This window comes from Peribacillus kribbensis DSM 17871 (assembly GCF_000430765.1).
Taxonomy (GTDB): domain Bacteria; phylum Bacillota; class Bacilli; order Bacillales; family DSM-1321; genus Paraperibacillus; species Paraperibacillus kribbensis.
The window spans coordinates 182,100-205,499 of sequence record NZ_KE387240.1; the positions used below are offsets into that span (position 1 = coordinate 182,100).

The window sequence follows — 23,400 nt, forward strand, 5'->3', positions numbered from 1 at the left end:
CAAAAATAACTGTAAAGGGGGGAATAAAACCATTTTGCAACTAGCAAGATAATTAAGGAAAAAAAGATATTTCCTGTGAGGTGATTGCTGCTTGGCAGATTTAAAAGGCCAGACCTCTGCTGCGGAAGAAGAAAATATAATCAGAAGGGTAAGAGAACTTACCGATCAATATAATTTGGATAATATTTCAAGAACCGCTGCATATCATCGTTTTTTTCAAGCCTATCCTGAAATACAGTGGTCCTTTCTTGCGGGGATGGTCTCCAGGAATGCTGGCTGGAATATGGGAGACCTGGAAGGATACTGGCTTCCTCGAGTCCTTACGAGGCAGTATCGCCATTTGCTGTTCCTTACATACGAACGGGCAAATTGGCTGATATTTGATGATGCTTACCCGCAGCTTCTCCTCTATCACTATTCGACGAAAGCCGGCCGTCCTTTGTTTCACTTATTTAGAAAGTTTAACATTTCTGAATTCATCGAAAGGGAATGGATGCGATTCTGGAAGCATAAAGAGAAGAAAAGACTGGTTTATTCTTTAATTATCAACGAACAGAATCTAATTCAAAAACCTGTTATTGAAGAGGGATATACCAGCAGGGTTTTTCAATCAGCTGCGTTTCTTTTACAGGATTGGTTTCATTTCAGTACAGTACTCTTTCCAACCATGGATGGGCGTTTATATGGCGTAAGCACCTATCATTTCAAAAAACTCGATGCAAGAATCGAAATGGGGAAGAGACTGGCTGAGATCCTCTTCTCTCAGACGCTGTTCCAGGAGTTCCACCGCTTTTCACAAAATGTGGAGCATACCGGATCCAGGCACGATTATGAAAGGTTTTTCCCGTATAAAAAAACCAGGGAGACGCCTTTTTTAAGAGCCGTATATCCCGCGATCCAGCACAGCAGAGGGCAGGGGGGGGCATGGGAAGACAAAAGGAAAATTAAAAAAAAATGGTACAAGAGTTTGGAAAACAGCTTTAATCCAGAACTGACGGGATGGTACAAGGATAAACAGCTGCAGCTCCAAGCTGGAATCCTTGTAAAGAGACTGGTCTTTGGAACGGGGAAAAATACATGAAGCGATAAGGCTCTCCGTCAGATCTGTTAAAGGGAAGGTTATCATGTGAGTGGGAGTGACAAAAAAAATCCCCGGACGTATTCACGGGGATTGCTTTGAATGATCACTCAGAAGGGCGGTTAGAACCGGTAAGCTTTTTGTCTCCATAGCCAGGAGCATTTGCCTTTGACTGGTTTCCGGACTTTTTGTTTTCTTGCTTTTTCATTACTGTACACCTCCCTCAGGGATATCATTTGCAAGGAGGCGAATTTCATTCGAATATGTCGAATCGCCTGATTAAATTCTCGATACACCCAATTACTTTGACGATTCATTTCTAGTTTTGTCAACGATGAAGGAAGTTGGCAAGAAAGAAAGAATACTATTCATAAAGATGGATTTAGGAGGTATTTAATATGTCCAATCAATTAGTGCCGAAAGATAAAATCCTGCAGATGCTGCTTGAGATCAATGACCAGCTTGAGGTTTTGGAAGAAACGCTTGGTATTACAGCTGAAAAAGAAGCGCGGGTCAAGGCAGAAGAGGGGCGCGAGCTTTTAAATAAGGCTCAGTCTATACTGAATGATTCGAAAGAGCTTCTCGTTAAAATTAACCACCGTGACAGCAGCGTGTGGAGGACCAAGGAACCGGCGGCCGGTCTCAGCCTGGCAAGGGTCTCCCTCTAGTTTGTTTTATAGATGAGGCTCTTTACTAAAGGATGAAAAAAATCTTCAATGTCTATATTCTTTCCCCTGGGAGTACTCTCGTTGTATAGTTAGAATATAAGACTGAGGGGGTTTTTTTTTGAAAGAAGATCTGTTGACAGAACAAACGAAGCAGCTGATAGAGCTGACAGATCAAATAGAAGAAATTTTTAATACGACCAAAACAGAGCAGATCGAGCATGATTTTTATGAAACAATCAAGCCTTTTGCAGATCGCGCCTTTGAATTATCTTCAAATTGGAAGACCGCAGCCAGTGAGTTTATAGAGAATAAAAGACCCAAGCATCTTCATGTCCAGCAAATTGACCAGGCTGCAGAGCTGATAAGTACCAGTTCAATCCAGGCCTTTTTCCCTAAGACAAGCCTTAAACGATTTAAAAGCCAGCTGCAGTCCATCCGTTACACAATGGAGACAGTTCTGAAACAGGTTGAAGCATAAGCCGCTCTTAGGAGGGGCTTTTTGTATAGGTCTGGGTGAAAATGGAAGCAGCAAGAAAGATAGTTACAATTGAAGTCACTGTTTTTTTGCCTGTCGTGTCTGAAATTTACCTCGAGTCATAAGCTGATCCGTCTATGACGAGAAGACAGCTCCTCACAGCCAGCTCGTCTTATGCTTGTCGGGTCTCTGCTTTTCAAAAAGTGATTATATTTAAAATTGGGCTTCTGTGACAATCTGCACTGAATACGAATTAGTTTGAAAAGCACCGTTCTCCGCTTTTGGGTAATCCAGCTGCGAACTGCCGCCTTCGGTCATAAGCCAGCCGCCATCAAAAGGCCAAAAGCGGGCCTTTCGCAGCCTTCTGTCTTATGCCTGTCAGGCGGCTGCTTTTCAAAAAGTGATTATTTTTAAATGGGTTCCTGGGGCACTCAGCATATAATTTGTTTGGTTTGAAAAGCACCGTTCTCCGCTTTTGGGGAATCCAGCTGCGAACTGCCGCCTTCGGTCATAAGCCAGCCGCCATCAAAAGGCCAAAAGCGGGCCTTTCGCTGCCGTCTGTCTTATGCCTGTCAGACGGCTGCTTTTCAAAAAGTGATTATTTTTAAATGGGCTCCTGGGGCACTCAGCATATAATTTGTTTGGTTCGAAAAGCACCGTTCTCCGCTTTTTTTCATACTTATATATCAGCGAATGTCACGAGGAGGATGAGAAGGCTTATGATGATGGGATCCTATGTCGGTCCGTACAGCTTTGATCCGAGGTTTGCCGGTCAGACTGTGCCAGCTTACAGCTATCATACCCCTAATCCCCATATGATGCAGCAGGTCCCTCCGTACCAAGCCGGCCAGGATATGAGCGGCTCCGGCTACCAGGGATATTACGGTCAGGGGGAGCAGGGGAATACGCCTTATGCAGGTGCTCATCAATACGGAAGCCCTGCTGATTCTTATTACACACCGTTTGGGAGTATGATGGGTGAACAAAGTTTCCAGGGAATGAATCCTTATTACAGCCAGATGAATGGAATTCAGATGAACCAGCAGATGCCCATGAATCCAGGATATGTGAATCCGTTTGAAAATCCTTTGCAGCAGGGCAGTGCCTATGGTCCGAAGGTGTCGGGCCAGGCTCCAGCCAACCCGTATCCTGCACAAAATACAATAGTGAAACAGCAGTCACAGAGTTTTTCATCCATACTGAATCAGTTTAAAACCCAGGACGGATCATTTGATATTAATAAAATGATGTCAACAGCGGGACAAATGATGAATACGATGAATCAAGTTTCTTCCATTGTAAAAGGCTTCGGCGGGTTCTTTAAGACTACTGTATGATTAGCACTAGGTTGTTGAAATGAGGAAGGCAGACTGCTTAGGTCTGCCTTTAAAATGTTTACTTTATTCACTGATCGTGATCCGCTTGCCTCGGATCTTTGGGACAGTTACGATTAAAAGCCCGTCTTTATGACTGGCTGATATATTCTTTTCGTCAATCGGTTTTGCGAACGAAATGGTCCGTGAGGAGGTATTCAAAGACTGTCCGCGATAATAGGATCGGCTGCCTGCACTGCGCATTTCGGTTTCTTCCTTATGTGTAACTGTGATCATCAGGGACTGCCGGATGGCTTCAATATGAATTTGCTGTCTCGGAATTCCAGGAAGCTTTGCCGAGACGAGAAAATGATTCTCTTCTTCCCTGACGTCCACAGGAAAATGATGTCTGTCTGCGAACTGAAACGTGAATAATTCATCCATAGACTGCAGTAATCCCTTTATGGGCCTTTCGCCCATGAAGCTGTCAAAAGCCTGCCGTAAGTCAAAAAAAGATTCTTTTTTATGCCGGGGGACCGGTTTTTCAGGGGAAGTCATTGAAACTAACTCCTTTCATCTAAGAACTCCATTATGGTCTTCTATATCTAGGCTATGAGGATCTGCTTCTCAAGGTGATTAAAATATCATAGGCAGTTTGCGGAGTTTATAGGGCTTACGGGAAGGGAAAAGTAGTGGAAAAACATTTGAGGTGCAGTTTATGGGAAATTATCAAAGAATCCACAATAACCAGTATTCATATATAAAAGAGGGACAAGGCGATGTTTTGTTATTTATCCACGGCTTTTGCGGCAGTGCGGATTATTGGAACTATTTAATTCCTTATCTGAAAGATGACTATACAGTGATATGCATGGACCTTAGAGGACATGGAGATTCCGGATTGGAGGCAGGATCATTCGAGATTGAAGATCTTGCCAGGGATTTATACAGCTTCCTGTCAGCAGAGGGGCTGGATGATATTTATCTGTTTGGCCATTCTCTTGGCGGCTATGTTGCGCTGGCTTTTGCGGAACTGTTTCCTGCAAAGCTCCAAGGATTCAGTCTGATTCATTCAACAGCATTCCCTGATTCGGAGGAAGCAAAGGAAGCAAGAATGGATAATATAGCCTTGGTTGAAGAAAGAGGGGTTGAGGCTTTAGTCAATAAGCTCATCCCTAATTTATTTGCGAAAGAAACGCTTGCTGCCGAAAAAGAAAAAGTAAATGAAATGAAAGAAATAGGCTATGGAACGAGTCTTGATGGAGTGAATGGAGCATTAAGGGCAATGGCAGGCAGGCCTGATAGAAACCGAGTTCTGCGGGATACACCTAAGCCTGTTCTTCTCGTTGCGGGGGATCGGGACAGGCTTATTTCCCAGGAAAAAGTATTTTCCGCACAGGGAAGCCACATTACCACAAGAATCCTTCAAAAAGCAGGGCACATGGGAATGGTAGAGTACCCCAAGGAATTATCCCGGATCATTAAGGAATGGGTCAGACTGTCTCAAATGAAAAAGTAGATTGATGAAAGGGATTCAGGATTTTCTTATTCTGAATCTTTTTTTAAAGCTCTTTTCAAGATTGTTGTTTTTAAAGGCAATCCCATTATCATCCACCTTGTTCCAAAGTAACCCATTTTGCGAAAACAAACTGGCTCTGTTATCAATGAATATTGATTAACGTGTTGGAAAAATAAAGGGTTTTCCAGCTTTTGTCACGTCTTACTTCTAGCCAGCCAAACAAATATTCGGTAAACTATAGCTGAACCTTAAACAAGAAAGAGAATAAAGAGGTGCAGCAATTTGATTGGTAAAAAATCACTTTCTGAACTAATAGCTGAATTGAGGAAAAATGAAAATATCATTAACTGGCATGAGATTGAACCACAGGAAGCAAAAACCAGGCCAATGCCTGCCAGTGTGGATTATAGAATAAAGAGTTCCTTAGAAAAAAGGGGGATTGCGGAATTATACAGTCATCAATATACAGCATATGAAACCCTTCAAAAAGGTGAAAACATTGTTGCAGTAACGCCGACCGCTTCAGGTAAAACCCTATGTTATAATCTGCCCGTACTGCAGTCCATCACCGAAAATGACGCGAACCGCGCTTTATATATCTTCCCGACAAAGGCCCTGGCCCAAGATCAAAAAAGCGAATTGAATGAAATCATAAACGAAATGGGTATAGACATAAAAAGCTATACCTACGACGGGGATACTTCCCCGACTATTCGCCAGGTAGTCAGGAAGGCCGGCCATATTGTCATCACTAACCCTGATATGCTTCATTCTGCCATACTGCCGCACCATACAAAATGGGTGAGTCTGTTCGAAAATCTAAAGTATGTAGTCATAGACGAATTGCATACATATCGCGGAGTGTTTGGCAGCCATGTAGCGAATGTAATTAGAAGGCTGAAAAGAATCTGTAAATTTTATGGAAGCAGCCCGATTTTTATATGTACTTCTGCCACAATTGCAAATCCTAAAGAATTAGCAGAACAGCTTACAGGAAACCCTATGCGGTTAATTGACGATAACGGGGCACCAAGAGGAAGAAAGCACTTTGTTTTCTATAACCCGCCGATCGTAAATAAGCCTTTAAATATTAGAAAAAGCGCGACTGTAGAAGTAAATAACCTGGCGAAAGAATTTCTAAAAAATAAAATTCAGACAATCGTATTCGCTAGAAGCCGGGTAAGGGTTGAAATTATCTTAAGCCATATACAGGAACTGGTGAAAGATAAGATCGGCACAAAGTCCATAAGGGGATATCGCGGAGGCTATCTTCCGAAGCAGCGGCGCGAAATCGAAAGAGGACTGCGGGAGGGTGAAATTCTAGGAGTTGTAAGCACCAATGCCTTAGAATTAGGCGTCGATATAGGGCAGCTGCAAGTCTGTGTCATGACCGGCTATCCCGGAAGTGTGGCCAGTACATGGCAGCAGGCAGGACGCGCAGGCAGAAGGCATGGCGAAGCACTTATCCTCATGGTCGCCAGTTCTACGCCTATCGATCAGTATATCGTGCAAAATCCGGAATACTTTTTCGATCGGTCGCCGGAATCGGCGAGGATCAATCCGGAAAACTTGATTATTCTTGTCGATCATTTAAAATGTGCGGCGTATGAATTGCCTTTTAAGGAAAGTGAAGAATTCGGGCCGTTAGACGTAAAAGATATTTTAGAATTTCTCGTAGAAGAAAAAGTCATTCACCAGAACGGAGAAACGTTTTACTGGGCGAATCAATCTTTTCCAGCCGGAAATATCAGCTTACGGTCAGCATCCCAGGAAAACGTCGTTATTATCGACCAATCAAATACAGGTGATCATAAAATCATAGGAGAAATGGACCGTTTCAGCGCCATGACCTTATTGCATGATGAAGCCATATATCTGCATGAAGGAGTGCAGTATCAGGTAGAGAAGCTGGACTGGGACCACAAAAAAGCCTATGTACGGGAAGTAGACGTAGAGTATTATACAGATGCAAACCTTGCAGTGCAGCTTAAAGTATTAGAAATAGACAGGACAGAAGCCAGGCAAAAAACGTCTATTAATTATGGCGACGTATCGATCAATATTCTGCCTTCTATATTTAAGAAAATCAAACTGACCACTTTTGAGAATATAGGGTCAGGGCCGATTTACCTGCCGGAAGAAGAGCTTCATACCAGTGCGGCCTGGCTGGAATTAAAGGAAATTGACCCAGATCTGGGCGAAAAAACGCTGGAGCAGCTGCTTCTTGGAATTTCAAATGTATTACAGCATGTAGTGCCGGTACATGTGATGTGTGACCGAAATGATATTCATGTAGTTTCGCAGATTAAGGCCAATCATACCGGCCTCCCGACTATTTTCTTGTACGATCATTATCCTGGCGGTATTGGATTAGCCGAAGACGTGTATAAACGCTTCGATCAGGTGAAGGCGGCTGCAAAAAACCTCATTCGAAAATGCCCATGCCATGACGGCTGTCCGTCTTGTATCGGAACAGAAATTGAGGGAATCAACGCTAAGCAAAGAAGTATCCAGCTGCTTGATTTATTTTAAGCGGCTGTGAACGGCTGTGCTTTTAGAGGGTGGAAAGATGTCATTGAAATCCAAGCTCGGCCGGCTTAAAGGCCATATGACGTTAAATACAGAAGCTCCTTCTGAGCCGGTGAATTCCAATCCGGTTCGAGAGAAAGAGGAGGGGGGGGCATCCATACCCTTTGAGCAGGTTTGGGCGGAACATTCTACCGGGACTTATAAAATGGACGGCCAATTCTGCTTAATCAGGGAAGTCCATTATCCTGTGGACTACCAGCATGGAATTTACACACTGAAAGAGGCAAGGAAAGCTGTAGAAGAGTGGAATGCTGTAAGTTACACACACCCGCTCTCTTCGAAAGGGCTGAGAGTAGAAGACATGTTCTTCTTTGACACCGAGACTACCGGCCTCGGAGGAGGAGTGGGCAATACGATATTTTTGCTGGGATATGCTTTTTTTCATGAAAAAACTGTAACGGTCAGACAGCATATTCTGCCGCAGCCGGGGTTTGAGATCCCTTTATATCAGAGTTTTCTCGAAAAGGTGAATTATCATACACTTGTCACATATAACGGGAAGGCATTTGACTGGCCGCAGCTGAAAACCAGGCATACTTTGATCAGAGATCATGTGCCAAGGCTGCCTGATTACGGACATTTTGATTTATACCATGCCTCGAGAAGGTTATGGAAAGATGATATGGATAAAGTGAAATTAGTCAATGTCGAAAAAAATATATTAGGTATTGAAAGGAAGGATGACGTCCCAGGTTTTCTGGCCCCTTATATCTTTTTTGATTTTGTGGAAAGAAAGGACCCTGAGGGACTTCTGGGGATCATCCGGCATAATGAACTGGATGTTCTGACTCTTATCACCTTATATGCCCATTTATCAAAGCAGCTGCTCCAAAAGGAAACGACTGGCAAGTCCCTTGAGGTTGCACGGTGGTATATGGGGCTGGGGGAAAAAGAAAAGGCTGTCCGGACCTACGAAAGAGTACTTGCAGGAAATAATGCAGAAGAACGAATGGCGGCCGCCCATGCTCTAGCTTTTCAGTGGAAGAGAGAGAAACAATTCGGAAAGGCGGTTAATGCATGGCTGGAGGTTTCAAAAAAAGGGAAGGCCGAGCAAAGAATTGAAGCTTTGATCGAGCTCTCCAAGATATATGAGCATCAAGAAAAAGAATATTCGAAGGCAAGGGAATGTGCAGATTCTGCGCTTGGTATATTGTCTGGCCTTGGGAATTCCAAAAAAAGAGAGACCATGGAACTAGATTTACTGCACAGACTGAAGAGGCTGGATAAAAAGCTTAAAACCGGGGGATGGAATTAGCGGATATTACCAGTGGAAAAGCCGGCAAAATTTTTAAAAATATATTGTAGGGTCCTGCACGGTTTGTGTAAAATTAATACGGGAATTTCTTATTACAGAAGAGTGAGGAACGTTAAAACTATGTATAAAGCCGTTTTGTTTTTGTTTTTTCTCGTCGTATGCCTGACCGCATTTGTCTTTACAACTCTTAAGGGCAGCTTCTATACCTTTTTGTTATAAGATGGGGCTTTTAACCAGTACAACAATCTCCCGGCCGTCATACTCTGATAATGTAAGATCAGTAATGACGAAAGGGGAAGCTTTCTTATGGAGAAAAAATATTACACGCCCCAGGTAAGTCCAGCAGCTACCGGACCAATGGGGCCAATGGGACCAGCGGGGCCAATGGGACCAGCAGGGCCAATGGGACCAGCAGGCCAGATGGGACCAGCAGGCCAGATGGGACCAATGGGGCAAATGGGACCAATGGGGCCAGCAGGACAAATGGGGCCAGCAGGACAAATGGGTCCAATGGGACCTATGGGACCAATGGGGCCACAAGGACCAATGGGGCCTCCAGGACCTCCAACACAGGTAGCTCCGGCAGCAATAGGACCGACTACTGTGGCACCTCCGCAAATTAGCCCTACGGTGCAAAATGTACAGGAAAATGTGATCAATCATATCGTGCCGCATATTCATCCAACCAACACTACTATTGTGAATACTCATGTCTTTAAACATAAACATTTTTTTCCTCATACAGCGAATGTAGTCAACCAATGTGTGAATCAGGAATTTATCTGCGATGGACCGCCTCCTTGCCCGCCGCCATGTCCACCGCCATGTCCGCCTCGTCCAGGATGCTGGTTTTAAAAGAATTAAGGGCTTAGGCCCTTAGTTTTTTATTTAGGAAAATTATTAACCGGGATGTGGTCACAGTTTGATAAAAAAAGTATATATTACCGGGTATAAAGCATTCGAATTGGGGATATTTAAAAAGGAGCACGAAGGTGTAAAATACATAAAAAAAGCCCTTGTAAGCCGGTTAGTTCCCCTAATAGAGGAAGGGCTGGAATGGGTGCTGATTTCTGGCCAGCTTGGTGTCGAGCTTTGGGCGGCCGAAGCGGTGTATGGACTTCAAGAAGAGTACCCGGACTTGAAGACTGCCGTGTTAACTCCATACTTGAATCAGGAAGCCAATTGGAATGATGCAAACAAGGAATATTATGAAGAAGTTTTGGCGCAGGCGGATTTTATTGACTCTATTTCACGAAAAGAATATGAGGGACCCGCGCAGTTAAGGGCAAAAAATGCTTTTTTAATCATGAAAAGCGATGCGATGGTCATTTTATTTGATGAAGAAAAAGATGGAACTCCAATGTATGTGTATCAGGATGCCAGGACTTACGCAGCTTCACATCACTATCCGATCATTCAAATAACCTTTGATGACCTGCAGCAGATCGCTGAAGAAGAACAATGGGAAAATCAATAAAATTGTTTTCATGATTTAAATTGACAAACCGTAATATTTTTGAAAAAATATAAGAAAATTTATGCTCCGTGAAAGTTCTGAGGTGAAATCTTATGCTATCAGATAAGATCAAATTAACAGCAAAAGATATTTTGGAAAAAGATTTTAAAACGGCCATGCGCGGTTATAAACCGGAAGAGGTGGATCAGTTTTTAGATCTTATTATAAAGGATTATGAAATCTTCCATCAGGAGATTGAAGAATTGCGGCAGGAAAACCTAAGGCTGAAAAAACTGTCAGAGGACTCTTCCAGAAGGACGCCTGCATCTTCGGCAGCAGCAGCTCCGGGACCGGGTACCACAAATTTTGATATCTTAAAGAGGCTATCGAACCTTGAGAAACATGTTTTTGGCAATAAATTATTTGATTGAGGCTTGGTAAGCATTATTTACCATTGCAGATAGGGACAAATACGTATATAATAACTATTGTCATGTTTGATGACGTTCGGGTAATCGCTGCAGCGGCTTCTGCCATGCTGTAGAGGAAAGTCCATGCTCGCACAGGCTGCGATGCCTGTAGTGTTCGTGCCTAGTGAAGTCATAAGCTAGGGCAGCCTGAAATGGCTGACGGCTGGGAAAGCACCTAAGTCCGCTGGATATGGTGCCGGTACCTATAAAAGTGCCACAGTGACGTAGCCTCTCCAGAAATGGAGAGGGTGGAACGAGGGTAAACCCCACGAGCGAGAAACCCAAATTTAGGTAGGGGAACTTTCTCAATGGAAATGAACAGAGAGAAGGACGGCCATTATTTGGCCGTAGATAGATGATTACCGCCCTGGTACGAGACTACGGTCGCTATAGTACCTAGGAACAAAACATGGCTTACAGAACGTTATCATACTGCATGCAATCATTAAATAAAAAATTTAACAAAAGCTCTCCTTTCTTTGGGAGGGCTTTTTTAAACTGCGGTATACTTAATCATTTTTGAATCAAGAATGAGTTCTTTGTTAGTTTTCTTGCTTCTACATATATTATAGATATTAAAATTTCTAACTACCGCAAGTATTGTTTAGGATGGTGAAAAATGAGCAAGTATAAGCTAGCCGCAACGGCAGCCATGGGAATCGAATCCCTTGTGGCATCCGAAATCCGGGATCTTGGCTATGATTGTGAAGTGGAGAATGGCCGGGTTGTTTTCTGGGGAGATGAAAGGGCGATAGCCAGGACGAATCTCTGGCTCCGTACGGCGGATCGAGTAAAAATCATTGTTGGAGAATTCAAGGCCACAACTTTCGACCAATTATTTGAAAATACCAAGTCACTGAACTGGGCTGATTATCTTCCAGAGGATGCAGAATTCCCGGTATCGGGAAAATCTGTGAAATCTACTCTATTCAGTGTATCTGACTGCCAGGCCATCGTCAAAAAAGCCATCGTAGAAAAATTGCGCTCAAATTATAAAAAAGTGTCCTGGTTTGAGGAAAATGGCCCGCTGTTCAAGATTGAGGTGTCCATGCTTAAAGACATTGCGACCATTACCATTGACACTAGCGGTGCCGGCCTCCATAAAAGAGGCTACAGAACAGGACAAGGGGAAGCACCTTTAAAGGAAACCCTGGCTGCCTCGCTGATTAAGCTCACGAATTGGACCCCCGATCGGCCGTTTATTGATCCATTCTGCGGTTCAGGAACGATTCCTATTGAAGCGGCCATGATTGGACAGAATATTGCCCCAGGGTTCAACCGGGAATTCGTTTCTGAATCCTGGGGGTGGATCTCAGGGGATATTTGGGACTACGTGAGAAACGAAGCGGAAGAATTGGCTAAATATGATGAGCCGCTTGATATTTCAGGCTTTGATATTGATCATAAAATGATAGAAATTGCCAAATCGAACAGTATGGAAGCAGGATTTGGGGAAATGCTGAATTTCAAGCAGATGCAGGTCCGGGATATCACCTCTAAAAAGGAATATGGCGTGATTGTAGGAAATCCTCCATATGGAGAGAGGCTTGGAGATAAGCCTATGGTTGAAAAAATGTACCGTGAAATGGGCCAGGCTCTCAGCGGATTGGATACTTGGTCGTTTTACCTCATTACCTCACACCCTGATTTCGAAAAGTATTTTGGGAGGCAGGCCACCAAGAAAAGAAAGCTTTTCAACGGATTTATCCGTACAGATTATTATCAATATTTTGGTCCGCGTCCTCCAAGGAAAAAGGAATAAGACTGGCCCCTCCTGCATAGAATGAGAATATCGTTCATTTTATCCGGAGGAGGGTCCGCGAGTGCGTGAACCTTGTGTTGACTTTACATTAATCACCAAAGCTATTCTGTCAGCATATGAACAGCTTAAGCAAGAGGGAATGACCAATGGCAGAAGCATGGAAGAGATTATGGATGCACAGAAAAATTTGAATCAGGCATTGACACATCACCTGCAATTATACATGTAGTTCCTGCATTTTATGCTTCTGACCAAAAAAGGCAAATAGAAAAAAGTGCGCTCAGGGCGCATTTTTTTCTTTGCCCTTTTAAGAATCGGACGATAGGAAAAGGAGAAAACCAATGGCGCAATTGTTCCCATTTACTATTACAAAGAATGATACATTTTATGATAGATTGTCCGAATGGATCGGGGATGTGTTTTATGACATTCTCCCAGAGAAGGGATTTGAACTGCGGGATGAGCAGGTATTTATGGCCTTTCAGCTGGAAAAAGCCTTCCGGGACAAAAAAATCATGTTTGCAGAAGCAGGGGTCGGCACTGGGAAGACCATCAGTTATTTATTGTACGCAATTTTTTATGCAAGATACTTCAACAGACCCGCGATCATCTCATGTGCAGATGAAACTTTAATTGAGCAGCTGGTAAAAAAGGAAGGAGACATTTCCAAGCTGGAACAAGCACTGGGGATTGAGGTTGATGTACGGCTCGCCAAGTCCCACGATCAATATCTTTGTCTGAATAAATTGGATTCCGCGGTCAATGGACCATCTTCAGAGGCGATCGATCAAGTGTATGATGAGCTTCCGAAGTTCGTGGCAGAAGGTTCATCCATGTCGGCCTATACGGCCTACGGAGACCGCCGGTTATATTCTTACGTAAATGATGAAGATTGGAATAAAATCAACTGGGATCCCCTGCAAAGCTGCTTTACCTGTGAAAAAAGGCACCGCTGCGGTTTGACTCTGTCCAGGGATTCATACCGTAAAGCAGGTGACCTGATTATCTGTTCCCATGACTTCTTCATGGAGCATGTATGGACCAAGGAATCCAGGAAAAGAGAGGGGCAGCTGCCGCTTCTTCCAGAATACAGCTGTGTAGTCTTTGATGAAGGACATCTGCTTGAATTTGCGGCACAGAAGGCCTTGACTTATAAAATAGCAGAAAACACCTTAAGTACAGTATTAGAGCAGCTGTCTGCCAATGATGTCAGGGATGAAACTCTATACGTGATCGACGAAATTCTTGAATTAAACGAGGCATTCTTTAGAAATCTCAATTTAAATGCTTCTGCTGTACAAGGATCAGAACGCCAAGCGATTAAGATAAATAAAAGCATCCTAAGCCTTGGGGAAAAGCTTAACAAAAAAATTCAGGAGCTTGAGGAAAACCTTGTGTTTGATGCTGAAATGTATACCATTAATGATTATCAGCTGAAAATTGCCGAAGAATATCTGGAAAGCCTGTCCTATTCTCTTTCACTCCTGCTTGGGAAAAAGCAGGCAGTGATCTGGTTTGAGACAAGCGGCATTTCTCAAACACTTGTCATCATGCCGAGACTGGTTAAGGATATTCTGCGTGAGCAGGTATTTTCCAATAAGCTTCCCTACATTTTCTCGTCAGCGACATTATCTGAGGATAAATCCTTTGATTATATCGCTGAAAGTCTTGGGATCCAAGACTATTTAAGCTTTACAGTCACGTCGCCCTTTGATTATGAGGATTCCATGAGCATCCATACTCCGGTAATGGTGGAGAAAGAGGAAAAACTGCAGTATACATGGAATGCGATACGGAAATCGAACGGATCGGCTCTCGTTCTTTTTAATTCCCGGGAAGAGCTTCTTTGGTTTAAAGAGCAATGTACAAATCAAGCATTTCCTTTCCCGATATATTTTGAGGGAGATTCTGAAATCAGTGAGCTTGTCCGGACGTTCCAGAATGATGAAACAGCTGTACTTTGTTCGTATCATTTATGGGAAGGGCTTGACATTCCCGGGACATCCCTCAGCAATGTTGTGATTTACTCCCTTCCTTTCCCGCCAAAGGATCCTGTCTTTGAGTCGAAAAGACAGGGAGTAAAAGATGCTTATAATGAGGTAGATCTGCCTTATATGCTTCTGCGCCTTCGCCAGGGGATAGGAAGATTGATCAGGACCCATGAAGACAAAGGGACCGTTCACATCCTTCTTCCGGAAGACTTGGAGACAAGAACATACGAAAAAATCCAGGGAATTCTGCCGATAAAGCCTGCAACAGCTTAAGACAGGCAAGGCCTTCTTCCCTCAAAAGGATTCGGGATGGCTTCATTCCGGATCCTTTTCCTTTACTTGAAAGTAAATGGACTCAATCCTTGCTGCTCACGTTTTTCTGTTCACAGGAAAAGCATATGATTCCGCCGTCTTTATCGACATAGCCTTCCAAAAATCCATCACGGCAGTAAATTTCCTTTAGACAATGCCGGCAGCAGCCGATCAGCTCCATTTTCCCCGCTCCTTTATTTGAAAATTCATACTTTAAAGTTAAGTATATCTGCATTATATGATAAAATACAGATGATAGAAAAGCAGGCGCTAAATCAGGAGTTCAGCTTTCCGATGTCTGCTAAAAGGGGGACATGAGATGTCAGAAAAGATTCAAACCTTAGAAAGAGAATTTTTAGATTATGTAAAAAAAATATCCGCATACAATGAAGCACTGGGTCTTATTTTTTGGGATCTCAGGACAGGTGCACCGAAGAAAGCGGTAGAACAGCGTTCACAAGTAATTGGCGTTCTTTCTTCCGAAGTCTTTACACTTTCTACCAGTGAACAGATGGCTGCCTTTATTGCAAGGCTTTCGGATGAGGAGATATACACTCATCTCAGTCCTATTACAAAAAAAGTACTTTTAGAATGCAAGAAGGATTATGAGCGGAATAAAAAAATTCCGGCAGATGAATATAAAGAATATGTAGTCCTGCAATCAAAGGCTGAATCTGTCTGGGAGGAAGCTAAGAAAGAGTCCAATTGGGATACGTTCAAACCTTACTTAGAAAAAATAGTGGATTTCAACAGAAGATTTATTACATATTGGGGATATGAAGGCAATCCATACAATACGCTTCTGGATATGTACGAACCGGGAGTGACCGTGGAAGTTCTGGATGAGGTATTTGGGAAGCTGAGGGAGTCGATTGTTCCTCTTGTGAAACAAATCGCTGAATCAGAAAACAAGCCTGAGACCGATTTTTTATATCATAGATTTTCGAAAGAAGACCAGAAATCCTTCAGCCTCGAAATACTAAAGGAGCTGGGATATGATTTTGAAGCAGGAAGGCTGGATGAAACTGTCCATCCGTTTGCCATCGGCTTAAATACAGGTGATGTCCGAGTCACAACGCGATATGACGAAAATGACTTTCGCACTGCCGTATTTGGCACCATTCATGAGTGCGGCCACGCCATCTATGAGCAGAATATCTCCACTGAATTAACAGGAACTCCCTTAAGTTCAGGCACTTCCATGGGGATTCACGAATCTCAGTCCTTATTCTTTGAGAGCTTTATCGGAAGGAATAAATCGTTTTGGAAAAAGCAATACCCGCTCATCCAAACTTATGCGGAAACACAGTTCAAAAATATAGAGTTGGATGATTTTTACCGCGCCATCAATGAATCACGGCCATCCTTGATCCGTATCGAGGCTGATGAATTGACGTATCCGCTTCACATCATGATCCGTTATGAAATTGAAAAGGCATTGTTCAATAATGAATTGGAAGTGGCTCAGCTGCCGCAGGTGTGGAACGACAAATATGAGGAATACCTTGGAATCCGCCCTGATCAAGATGCTCATGGAGTCCTCCAGGATGTTCACTGGGCTGGCGGAAGCTTCGGGTATTTCCCATCCTATGCTCTTGGCTATATATATGCAGCCCAGATTAAAGAGGCTATGCTGAAGGACCTTCCAAACTATGATGCATTGCTTGAATCCGGTGATATCCAGCCAATCAAAAACTGGCTGATCGAAAAAATCCATATGTTCGGAAAGACAAAGAAACCGCTGGAAATCCTTCAAGAGACGACTGGTGAAGGGCTGAATGCCGATCACCTGATCAAATATCTTACAGACAAATACGGCAGTGTATATCAGCTGGTATAAGGAATTCTGAAGAAAAGGAGAGCAGAAGCTACTCTCCTTTTTCAACTGTCCTTTTACAAATAGGGCATCCTCCATTATACTAGGGAAATACAAGTTTTGATGATTAGCAAGCCATTTGTCAAAGGGCTGTGCCCATATGATCCTTATGAAAATGGCGCTATATACGAATGATGAGATAGTCTATTAAAAAATCATTCGGATTTAAAGAAAAAACTATTGAGTTAATCATGGTAAATGGTATAATTCAAGTTAATCAAATACAAGAAACACCCTCATATAATAGCGGGGATATGGCCCGCGAGTTTCTACCAGGCTGCCGTAAATGGCCTGACTATGAGTGGGCAATGAACGTACTTATTTTTGCTTTGTTAATTTAAAGGCTTAAGTGCATTGCTTCACTCTATGAAGCAGTCACTTGAGCCTTTTTGTTTTTTAAAAAAATCGAGTTTTAACCACCGGGAGGAAATACGATGGAGCTTCTAAAGAACAAAATACGTGACGATGGTATCGTCCTTTCCGAAAATGTCCTGAAGGTTGATTCCTTTTTAAATCACCAGATGGACCCAGAATTGATGAAGGAAATTGGGAAGGAATTTGCGGGCAGATTTCGGGATGAACCTGTTACAAAGGTGCTGACCATAGAATCCTCAGGAATCGGACCTGGAATAATGACCGCGCTGTACCTTGGCGTACCGCTCATCTTTGCCAGGAAGAAAAAGTCACTTACGCTGACTGAAGATCTTCTTACCGCACCGGTCTATTCATTCACAAAGCAGGAGCAGTATGAAATTGCAGTGTCTGCAAAATTTCTTGATTCTGATGATCATATTCTCGTCATTGATGACTTTCTGGCAAACGGTCAGGCTGCCATCGGTCTCATTAATGTAATCAAAGAAGCAGAAGCAAAACTCGCCGGAGTTGGAATTGTCATTGAAAAGGGATTTCAGGAAGGCGGAAGTATCCTTCGGGAAAGAGGGGTTAGGGTAGAATCTCTGGCCATTTTGGAATCTTTGGAAAATAATCAAATCGTCTTTTCCGAAAAGGAGGTTAATATAAATGAATAAATCAGCTATGAAACTTGCCTCTCTAGGCATTCAGCATGTTTTAGCCATGTATGCCGGTGCTGTGATTGTTCCCTTGATTGTCGGCGGTGCAATGGGGATGAAGGGATCTGATTTGACCTATCTTGTATCTGTAGACATATTGATGTGCGGACTGGCCACACTCCTTCAGCTTTGGCAGAACCGCTTCTTCGGAATCGGACTTCCGGTAGTGCTGGGATGTACCTTTACTGCAGTAGGTCCTATGATCGCCATTGGCGGGGAACATGGTATCTCTGCTGTCTATGGGGCTGTGATTGCTTCTGGATTATTTATTGTATTGATAGGAGGCTTCTTTGGAAGGCTGGTCAAGTTCTTCCCGCCTGTTGTAACAGGTTCTGTGGTGACAATCATCGGAATTACTTTGATACCGGTTGCCATGAACAACCTCGCAGGAGGACAGGGGTCCAAAGATTTTGGATCATATGAAAATATTGTGCTTGGATTTGGTACCTTGCTTCTCATCATCATTATATTTAAATTCTTTTCAGGCTTTATCCGTGCCATATCGATTCTGATCGGCCTTGCATGCGGAACTCTTGCTGCTGCAGCTATGGGAAAAGTTAGCTTCGGCGCAGTTAGGGAGGCTTCATGGTTTCATATGGTGGAGCCCTTCCACTTTGCTGCTCCTTCCTTTGAACTTACGCCCATTTTAACGATGTGTCTGGTGGCTATGGTAAGCTTAGTAGAATCATCGGGGACATATTTTGCACTTGGAGATATTACAAATACGGAGATTTCCAAAGCCCAATTATCGAAAGGCTTCCGGGCAGAGGGACTTGCCAGCATCATAGGCGGTATCTTCAATGCATTTCCTTACACAACTTTTTCTCAAAATGTTGGTCTCATCCAGATGTCAGGGATTAAGACAAAGAAAGTCATTTATGTGACTGCAGCCATGCTGGTTTTTATGGGCCTTGTTCCCAAAATAGGAGCTTTGACCACGATCATTCCCTCATCGGTCCTTGGCGGGGCCATGGTTGCGATGTTTGGTATGGTCATTGCATCAGGAATTAAAATGCTGAGCCGTATTGAGTTTGCTAATCAGGAGAACCTTCTGATCATAGCCTGTTCGGTTGGGATGGGTCTGGGTGTGACGGTAGTGCCTAATATGTTCAGCCATATCAACCCATCATTAAAAATTTTGACGGACAGCGGGATTGTATTGGGAAGTCTTACTGCTATTATTTTAAATATTATTTTCAATATCCTTCCTGGAAAACAAAAAAGGCTGATGTCTTCAGGACTCACCGGACAAAAAGCGTCCTAAAGAAAAAGAAAATGGCTGGCTTATATAGGAAGGCTCCCGCACATTCGGGACACCGCCTTTATAAGCCAGCCTTTTAAAAATCATTACCTGATTATTTATAGAAAACTTTATCAATATTATATTTTGCTTGCAGTGTGTTAATGATATATGTTTCGTATATTTCCCTATCCATCGGTTCTTCTACAATGCATACCTCAATGGAATAAACCTCATCGCGATGATTTTTTAGAGGTGAAACATTATCTTCAAAATGCTTTTTTATTCGCTGGCGAAGCTTTCTGGCTTTGCCGACAAAAAGCAATTCATCATTTATGTTATAAAACATAAAAATACCGCCTTTGTCGCGGGGAATGCGGTGGAAGTCCTCAAATCCGTAGATATTGCTTAATTCCGGGTTCGGCCGATTCGGCTTTGTCAAAGTTAGACTGGGTTCTGGTATTTGAATCTGTATCAAGTCTTTCACGTCCTCTGATTTTGTAAGGGTCCATACTGGAGCATTCAGCCCGTATAGTATGCATGCTTATGTAAAATTAAATGGTAACACAAGCCTGTGGAAATATCTATTACTATTTAGTCTGCACCATTTGAAAAAGTCCATTCTTTCAGGAATGTACCCCAATTTTTCCGTTTCTATGCAACTTTCTGAAATGACTGAATAGAATAGTATAATTATACTTGGAAAGATGGGAAGCAATTTGAAAAAGAAATATTGCGTTCATTGCAGGACGATCGTGGAGGAAGGCAGTGTTTGTGTGAATTGTGGAAAATCCGAGCTGAAAGAAATTATCTTTGAAGTGCAATATCAAAAAAATGAAAAAAGCGAATAATTGAAGGATGACTCAGCAACCCCCCTGACTCATCCTTATTTTTTTGCCAAAATGGCCGTTTCTATCGTATGGTAATGATAAGCTTTGCCACTTGGGAGCTTGGTAATAGACATAATTAACGAAACAGATGATGGGGGGATTTATCGTATGTATTTACCATCGTTCAGGCTGGAAGGGAAAACGGCTATTGTAACAGGGGCGGGGAGAGGAATCGGAAGAGCTATTGCAATTGGGTTTGCTGAAGCAGGGGCAGATGTAGCACTTCTGGCCAGAACTAAAACGGATTTAGAGGAAACAGCCCATATCGTCGAACAGACTGGCCAGAAAGCCTTTCCGATTGCTGCCGATCTCACCCAGGGCGATCAAATACAGTCAGCGGTTCAAAAAGTAATCAAAGAGGCGGGGGAACTGGATATCCTTGTAAATAATGCCGGGATGAATATCCGCTCTCAAGCTCTCGAGGTAACGGAGGAAGAATGGCAGAAAATCATGGATACCAATTTGAAATCCGCCTTCCTTATGTCAAAGGAAGCAGGTACATATTTTGCGGGTGCAAATAAAGGGGGCTCCATCTTATCCATTGCTTCCGTCGCAGGACAGGTAGCCCTGCGCACAGGAGTCGTGTACGCTTCCACAAAGGCCGCGATGATCCAAATGACGAAGGTGCTCGCCTTTGAATGGGGCAAGTATAATGTGAGAGTGAACAGTCTGGGGCCATGGTATTTTAAAACTCCGCTTACGGAAAAACTCCTGCAAGATCAAGAGTATGTAAATGACATCCTGAGCGTTACTCCGTTAAAGAGAATAGGGGAATTGGAAGAGCTGGTCGGACCTGCTGTTTTTCTTTCATCCGATGCTGCCAACTATGTAACAGGACAAACATTATTCGTCGATGGCGGAATGACCATCCAAGGGTTTTAATAAAAGGATATAGGGTAAACCAAAGGGCAGCAGCCTTCGGTTTACCTTTTTTTGTTCAGTATATGACATAAAACCAGGCTCTAAGGAGAAATTACTTTTAATGGATGGTGATTAAATGGCACATATTTTATCAATTTCTGAGGTTCCTCTACCCTATAGGCTCAACCAGAAGGATACCATGGAATTCGCAAGGGAAATGTTTGGATCTTCATTCCGTGATATTGACAGACTGTTAAAAGTTTTTATTAATGGAGAAATAGAAACAAGAAGTTTCGCCAGTGACCTGGAATGGTTTAAAGAAACCCATACCTTTGAAGAAAAGAATACGAAATATATAGAGACGGCCGTTGAATTTGGTGCGGAAGCCATTAAAACGTGTCTGAACGACGCGTCATTTCTAAAAAACAAGGTCCATGAAGAAGAGATCGATGCGATCTTTTTTATATCAAGCACGGGAATTTCTACTCCTTCTATTGAAGCAAGAATCATGAACCTCCTTCCATTTTCTCCCCATACAAAAAGAATTCCCATCTGGGGCCTTGGCTGTGCAGGAGGTGCTGCCGGCCTATCGCGTGCATTTGATTATTGCAAGGCTTATCCGGAAGCCAATGTGCTGGTATTGTCTGTTGAACTGTGCAGCCTGACTTTTCAGAAGGATGACCGTTCGAAAAGCAATCTAATCGGCACTTCCATATTTGCAGACGGAATTTCCTGTGCCCTCCTCTGCGGGGAAAAGTCCTCCATGCGTAACAGAAGTGCATTGGACCTGGTTCCTTTGATAGAAGCTGCACAATCCACTCTTTTACACGATTCACAGGATGTCATGGGCTGGGATATTAAAAATGAAGGACTTTATGTGATATTCTCCAAGGATATTCCAACATTGATTAGCAATTGGCTGAAGCCGAATGTAGAAGAATTTTTAACAGACAGAGGAACCTCATTGAACGAAATCAATCACTTCATCGCGCACCCAGGCGGAAAAAAAGTGATCCAGGCATACGAAGAATCGCTGGGCTTCACAGAACAGAAAACGAAAATATCGCTTGATGTATTAAAGGAGCATGGGAATATGTCCTCTGCCACCATTCTCTATGTATTAAGAAGGTTTATGGAAGGAGATATGGAAAAAGGCGATTTAGGACTTGCAGCCGCATTAGGACCTGGTTTTTCTTCTGAACTTCTCTTGATGAGGTGGACATGATGATGATGTTTATCTTGTTCCTTCTGATTGTCATTGCTCAGAGGCTGGGAGAACTGGCTGTTGCAAAGAGGAATGAAGCTTGGATGAAACAGCAGGGCGGAATCGAGTTTGGCTCCTCCCATTATCCATGGATGGTGGCCATGCATGCTGCCTTCTTTGTTGTGTTTATCATAGAAGTATACAAAAGGGGTGGTCATCCTTCGGCATATTGGCCGGTTTTCCTTGTACTTTTCCTTATTCTTCAGGCATCAAGAATTTGGGCACTGACCTCGCTCGGCCGGTTTTGGAATACCAAAATCATCGTCCTGCCAGATGCCAAAGCAGTAAAAAAAGGACCCTATAAATTCATCAAACATCCAAATTACATCATAGTCGCATTGGAACTGATCGTCATCCCGCTCCTTTTCAATGCCTGCATAACAGCGTGCCTGTTTACACTGCTAAACATCTTCATGATGCTCACAAGAATACCTGAAGAAGAAAAAGCACTGAAAAAATTAACAAATTATCAGTAAAGCGCAGAACGGTGCTTTTCAAGCAAGAATCATCCTCAAGCAGAATGATGCACGTATAATTATAGAAAAAATACTTATTGAAAAGCAGACACCTGAAAGGCATAAGAAAGACGGCAGCGAAAGGCCCGTTTTTGGCCTTTTGATGGCGGCTGGCTTATGACCGAAGGTGTCAGTTCGGAGCTGGAACCAATAAAGCGGAAAGCGGTGCCTGCCCAATCTACCTATGTTGTTACCCAATGTATAATTTACTCAATTAAAGTCATTTACTAATTGGCAGGTAGAGACCCGATAAAGAAGCTTAGTCGCACTTATGCTTTAGTGCAAGCATAAGACGAGCCGGCTGTGGGGAGCGGTCTTCTCCCCATAGACGGATTGGCTTATGACTCGAGGGTCTCAGCTTGGAGCTGGCATACAGTAAAGCGCAGAACGGTGCTTTTCAAGCAAGAATCATCCTTAAGCAGAATGATGCGCTATAATTTTTTATAATTCATTGAAAACGCTTCTCAATTCTGTTAAGCTTCTATTGAGGATGAATATTATTCTCAATAAAAAAACCAAGTGGGGAGCTGCATTTATGATTTGGCTGTTTATACTTGCGACTGCTGCTACATATTTTGGGATCATGAAGCATGTTCTAAATCATACCGTAACCAAATCCCAGCCTGTGACTTCAATTATCATCAAAGATGAAATAATAACCGATAATAACGGAAGACTTGTCGCTTCCCATCCCGCCAGGTGATCATACCTGGTTTTTTTATGTTCTTTTCTAAAGATGCAAGGAAATGGAAACTCTATTTTGTTTAAAATTAATCTTATTATTCTCCCTTTTTCA

The 23,400-nt window shown here is 42.9% G+C and carries 23 protein-coding genes, 1 other RNA gene and 1 riboswitch; of the genes, 21 read left to right on the forward strand and 3 right to left on the reverse strand.

Annotated elements, in window-relative coordinates:
• Window positions 1-91 precede the first annotated feature (91 nt).
• The 4 genes from H539_RS29080 (at window position 92) to H539_RS30260 (ending at window position 3,558) form a co-directional block, all read left to right on the forward strand.
• Window positions 92-1,081, forward strand: coding sequence for a DUF2515 family protein (locus H539_RS29080; RefSeq protein ID WP_035323359.1), 990 nt, complete (start codon window positions 92-94; stop codon window positions 1,079-1,081).
• A 395-nt stretch (window positions 1,082-1,476) separates the two neighbouring features.
• Complete coding sequence (locus tag H539_RS0119160) at window positions 1,477-1,746, forward strand: hypothetical protein (protein WP_026694860.1); 270 nt, start codon at window positions 1,477-1,479, stop codon at window positions 1,744-1,746.
• 118 nt (window positions 1,747-1,864) lie between these two features.
• Window positions 1,865-2,224 carry a YppE family protein gene (locus H539_RS0119165; RefSeq protein ID WP_026694861.1) on the forward strand — a complete coding sequence of 120 codons (360 nt, stop codon included), beginning with the start codon at window positions 1,865-1,867 and terminating at the stop codon, window positions 2,222-2,224.
• Between the two features lie 716 nt (window positions 2,225-2,940).
• Window positions 2,941-3,558, forward strand: a complete 618-nt coding sequence (locus H539_RS30260; protein WP_051348679.1) for a YppG family protein — start codon at window positions 2,941-2,943, stop codon at window positions 3,556-3,558.
• A 63-nt stretch (window positions 3,559-3,621) separates the two neighbouring features.
• Here the strand turns inward: H539_RS30260 and H539_RS0119180 are convergent, their stop codons facing one another.
• Window positions 3,622-4,092, reverse strand: a complete 471-nt coding sequence (locus H539_RS0119180; protein ID WP_026694862.1) for an Hsp20/alpha crystallin family protein — start codon at window positions 4,090-4,092, stop codon at window positions 3,622-3,624.
• Between the two features lie 160 nt (window positions 4,093-4,252).
• On the opposite strand from H539_RS0119180, the gene H539_RS0119185 reads away from it, so the two are divergent.
• The 10 genes from H539_RS0119185 (at window position 4,253) to H539_RS0119230 (ending at window position 14,849) form a co-directional block, all read left to right on the forward strand.
• Window positions 4,253-5,053 carry an alpha/beta fold hydrolase gene (locus H539_RS0119185; RefSeq protein ID WP_026694863.1) on the forward strand — a complete coding sequence of 267 codons (801 nt, stop codon included), beginning with the start codon at window positions 4,253-4,255 and terminating at the stop codon, window positions 5,051-5,053.
• A 285-nt stretch (window positions 5,054-5,338) separates the two neighbouring features.
• Window positions 5,339-7,585 (forward strand): DEAD/DEAH box helicase, encoded by a 2,247-nt coding sequence (locus H539_RS0119190; RefSeq protein WP_026694864.1) that lies wholly within the window; start codon window positions 5,339-5,341, stop codon window positions 7,583-7,585.
• Between the two features lie 37 nt (window positions 7,586-7,622).
• Window positions 7,623-8,897: a ribonuclease H-like domain-containing protein gene (locus H539_RS0119195; RefSeq protein ID WP_026694865.1), complete on the forward strand. Its 1,275-nt coding sequence runs from the start codon at window positions 7,623-7,625 to the stop codon at window positions 8,895-8,897.
• Between the two features lie 306 nt (window positions 8,898-9,203).
• On the forward strand, window positions 9,204-9,752 hold the full coding sequence (locus H539_RS32870; RefSeq protein ID WP_051348680.1) for a CotD family spore coat protein: 549 nt from the start codon (window positions 9,204-9,206) through the stop codon (window positions 9,750-9,752).
• A gap of 70 nt (window positions 9,753-9,822) precedes the next feature.
• Complete coding sequence (locus H539_RS0119210) at window positions 9,823-10,374, forward strand: SLOG family protein (RefSeq protein ID WP_026694866.1); 552 nt, start codon at window positions 9,823-9,825, stop codon at window positions 10,372-10,374.
• Between the two features lie 92 nt (window positions 10,375-10,466).
• A complete protein-coding gene (gene gpsB, locus H539_RS0119215) occupies window positions 10,467-10,784 on the forward strand; it encodes a cell division regulator GpsB (protein WP_026694867.1) in 318 nt (105 codons plus the stop codon).
• A gap of 72 nt (window positions 10,785-10,856) precedes the next feature.
• Window positions 10,857-11,245, forward strand: an RNA gene (rnpB, locus tag H539_RS30990) — RNase P RNA component class B.
• Between the two features lie 197 nt (window positions 11,246-11,442).
• Window positions 11,443-12,585, forward strand: a complete 1,143-nt coding sequence (locus tag H539_RS0119220; protein ID WP_026694868.1) for a THUMP domain-containing class I SAM-dependent RNA methyltransferase — start codon at window positions 11,443-11,445, stop codon at window positions 12,583-12,585.
• A 61-nt stretch (window positions 12,586-12,646) separates the two neighbouring features.
• Complete coding sequence (locus tag H539_RS31690; RefSeq protein ID WP_155890151.1) at window positions 12,647-12,814, forward strand: hypothetical protein; 168 nt, start codon at window positions 12,647-12,649, stop codon at window positions 12,812-12,814.
• A 112-nt stretch (window positions 12,815-12,926) separates the two neighbouring features.
• A complete protein-coding gene (locus H539_RS0119230) occupies window positions 12,927-14,849 on the forward strand; it encodes an ATP-dependent DNA helicase (RefSeq protein ID WP_026694869.1) in 1,923 nt (640 codons plus the stop codon).
• A gap of 82 nt (window positions 14,850-14,931) precedes the next feature.
• Here the strand turns inward: H539_RS0119230 and H539_RS32265 are convergent, their stop codons facing one another.
• Window positions 14,932-15,069, reverse strand: coding sequence for a hypothetical protein (locus H539_RS32265; RefSeq protein ID WP_218970925.1), 138 nt, complete (start codon window positions 15,067-15,069; stop codon window positions 14,932-14,934).
• Window positions 15,070-15,207: 138 nt separating this feature from the next.
• Here H539_RS32265 and H539_RS0119240 point away from each other — a divergent pair, with 138 nt between their 5' ends.
• The 3 genes from H539_RS0119240 (at window position 15,208) to H539_RS0119250 (ending at window position 19,098) form a co-directional block, all read left to right on the forward strand.
• Window positions 15,208-16,728, forward strand: a complete 1,521-nt coding sequence (locus H539_RS0119240; protein ID WP_026694870.1) for a carboxypeptidase M32 — start codon at window positions 15,208-15,210, stop codon at window positions 16,726-16,728.
• Window positions 16,729-16,980: 252 nt separating this feature from the next.
• A riboswitch (purine riboswitch) is annotated at window positions 16,981-17,082 on the forward strand.
• A gap of 116 nt (window positions 17,083-17,198) precedes the next feature.
• Window positions 17,199-17,792 (forward strand): xanthine phosphoribosyltransferase, encoded by a 594-nt coding sequence (locus H539_RS0119245; protein ID WP_026694871.1) that lies wholly within the window; start codon window positions 17,199-17,201, stop codon window positions 17,790-17,792.
• Window positions 17,785-19,098 carry a nucleobase:cation symporter-2 family protein gene (locus H539_RS0119250; RefSeq protein ID WP_026694872.1) on the forward strand — a complete coding sequence of 438 codons (1,314 nt, stop codon included), beginning with the start codon at window positions 17,785-17,787 and terminating at the stop codon, window positions 19,096-19,098. The genes H539_RS0119245 and H539_RS0119250 overlap by 8 nt, the downstream gene beginning before the upstream one ends.
• A gap of 91 nt (window positions 19,099-19,189) precedes the next feature.
• On the opposite strand, the gene H539_RS0119255 is transcribed toward H539_RS0119250, so the two are convergent.
• Window positions 19,190-19,552: a nucleotide excision repair endonuclease gene (locus H539_RS0119255; protein WP_026694873.1), complete on the reverse strand. Its 363-nt coding sequence runs from the start codon at window positions 19,550-19,552 to the stop codon at window positions 19,190-19,192.
• A gap of 520 nt (window positions 19,553-20,072) precedes the next feature.
• Here H539_RS0119255 and H539_RS0119265 point away from each other — a divergent pair.
• The 4 genes from H539_RS0119265 (at window position 20,073) to H539_RS31695 (ending at window position 23,307) form a co-directional block, all read left to right on the forward strand.
• On the forward strand, window positions 20,073-20,846 hold the full coding sequence (locus tag H539_RS0119265) for an SDR family NAD(P)-dependent oxidoreductase (RefSeq protein WP_026694874.1): 774 nt from the start codon (window positions 20,073-20,075) through the stop codon (window positions 20,844-20,846).
• A 115-nt stretch (window positions 20,847-20,961) separates the two neighbouring features.
• Window positions 20,962-22,050 (forward strand): type III polyketide synthase, encoded by a 1,089-nt coding sequence (locus tag H539_RS0119270; RefSeq protein ID WP_026694875.1) that lies wholly within the window; start codon window positions 20,962-20,964, stop codon window positions 22,048-22,050.
• A gap of 2 nt (window positions 22,051-22,052) precedes the next feature.
• Window positions 22,053-22,565: an isoprenylcysteine carboxyl methyltransferase family protein gene (locus tag H539_RS0119275; protein ID WP_026694876.1), complete on the forward strand. Its 513-nt coding sequence runs from the start codon at window positions 22,053-22,055 to the stop codon at window positions 22,563-22,565.
• Window positions 22,566-23,139: 574 nt separating this feature from the next.
• Entirely contained in the window at window positions 23,140-23,307 is a 168-nt protein-coding gene (locus H539_RS31695) for a hypothetical protein (protein ID WP_155890153.1), read from the forward strand.
• The last annotated feature ends 93 nt before the right edge of the window (window positions 23,308-23,400 follow it).

Bases quoted from the DNA above. Each gene is read 5' to 3' on its own strand.
- H539_RS0119160 (WP_026694860.1), top strand. From the start codon at position 1,477: ATGTCCAATCAATTAGTGCCGAAAGATAAAATCCTGCAGATGCTGCTT.
- H539_RS30260 (WP_051348679.1), top strand. From the start codon at position 2,941: ATGATGATGGGATCCTATGTCGGTCCGTACAGCTTTGATCCGAGGTTT.
- H539_RS0119180 (WP_026694862.1), bottom strand. From the start codon at position 4,092: ATGACTTCCCCTGAAAAACCGGTCCCCCGGCATAAAAAAGAATCTTTT.
- H539_RS0119185 (WP_026694863.1), top strand. From the start codon at position 4,253: ATGGGAAATTATCAAAGAATCCACAATAACCAGTATTCATATATAAAA.
- H539_RS0119195 (WP_026694865.1), top strand. From the start codon at position 7,623: ATGTCATTGAAATCCAAGCTCGGCCGGCTTAAAGGCCATATGACGTTA.
- H539_RS32870 (WP_051348680.1), top strand. From the start codon at position 9,204: ATGGAGAAAAAATATTACACGCCCCAGGTAAGTCCAGCAGCTACCGGA.
- gpsB (WP_026694867.1), top strand. From the start codon at position 10,467: ATGCTATCAGATAAGATCAAATTAACAGCAAAAGATATTTTGGAAAAA.
- H539_RS0119220 (WP_026694868.1), top strand. From the start codon at position 11,443: ATGAGCAAGTATAAGCTAGCCGCAACGGCAGCCATGGGAATCGAATCC.
- H539_RS0119230 (WP_026694869.1), top strand. From the start codon at position 12,927: ATGGCGCAATTGTTCCCATTTACTATTACAAAGAATGATACATTTTAT.
- H539_RS32265 (WP_218970925.1), bottom strand. From the start codon at position 15,069: ATGGAGCTGATCGGCTGCTGCCGGCATTGTCTAAAGGAAATTTACTGC.
- H539_RS0119240 (WP_026694870.1), top strand. From the start codon at position 15,208: ATGTCAGAAAAGATTCAAACCTTAGAAAGAGAATTTTTAGATTATGTA.
- H539_RS0119245 (WP_026694871.1), top strand. From the start codon at position 17,199: ATGGAGCTTCTAAAGAACAAAATACGTGACGATGGTATCGTCCTTTCC.
- H539_RS0119250 (WP_026694872.1), top strand. From the start codon at position 17,785: ATGAATAAATCAGCTATGAAACTTGCCTCTCTAGGCATTCAGCATGTT.
- H539_RS0119265 (WP_026694874.1), top strand. From the start codon at position 20,073: ATGTATTTACCATCGTTCAGGCTGGAAGGGAAAACGGCTATTGTAACA.
- H539_RS0119270 (WP_026694875.1), top strand. From the start codon at position 20,962: ATGGCACATATTTTATCAATTTCTGAGGTTCCTCTACCCTATAGGCTC.
- H539_RS0119275 (WP_026694876.1), top strand. From the start codon at position 22,053: ATGATGTTTATCTTGTTCCTTCTGATTGTCATTGCTCAGAGGCTGGGA.
- H539_RS31695 (WP_155890153.1), top strand. From the start codon at position 23,140: ATGATTTGGCTGTTTATACTTGCGACTGCTGCTACATATTTTGGGATC.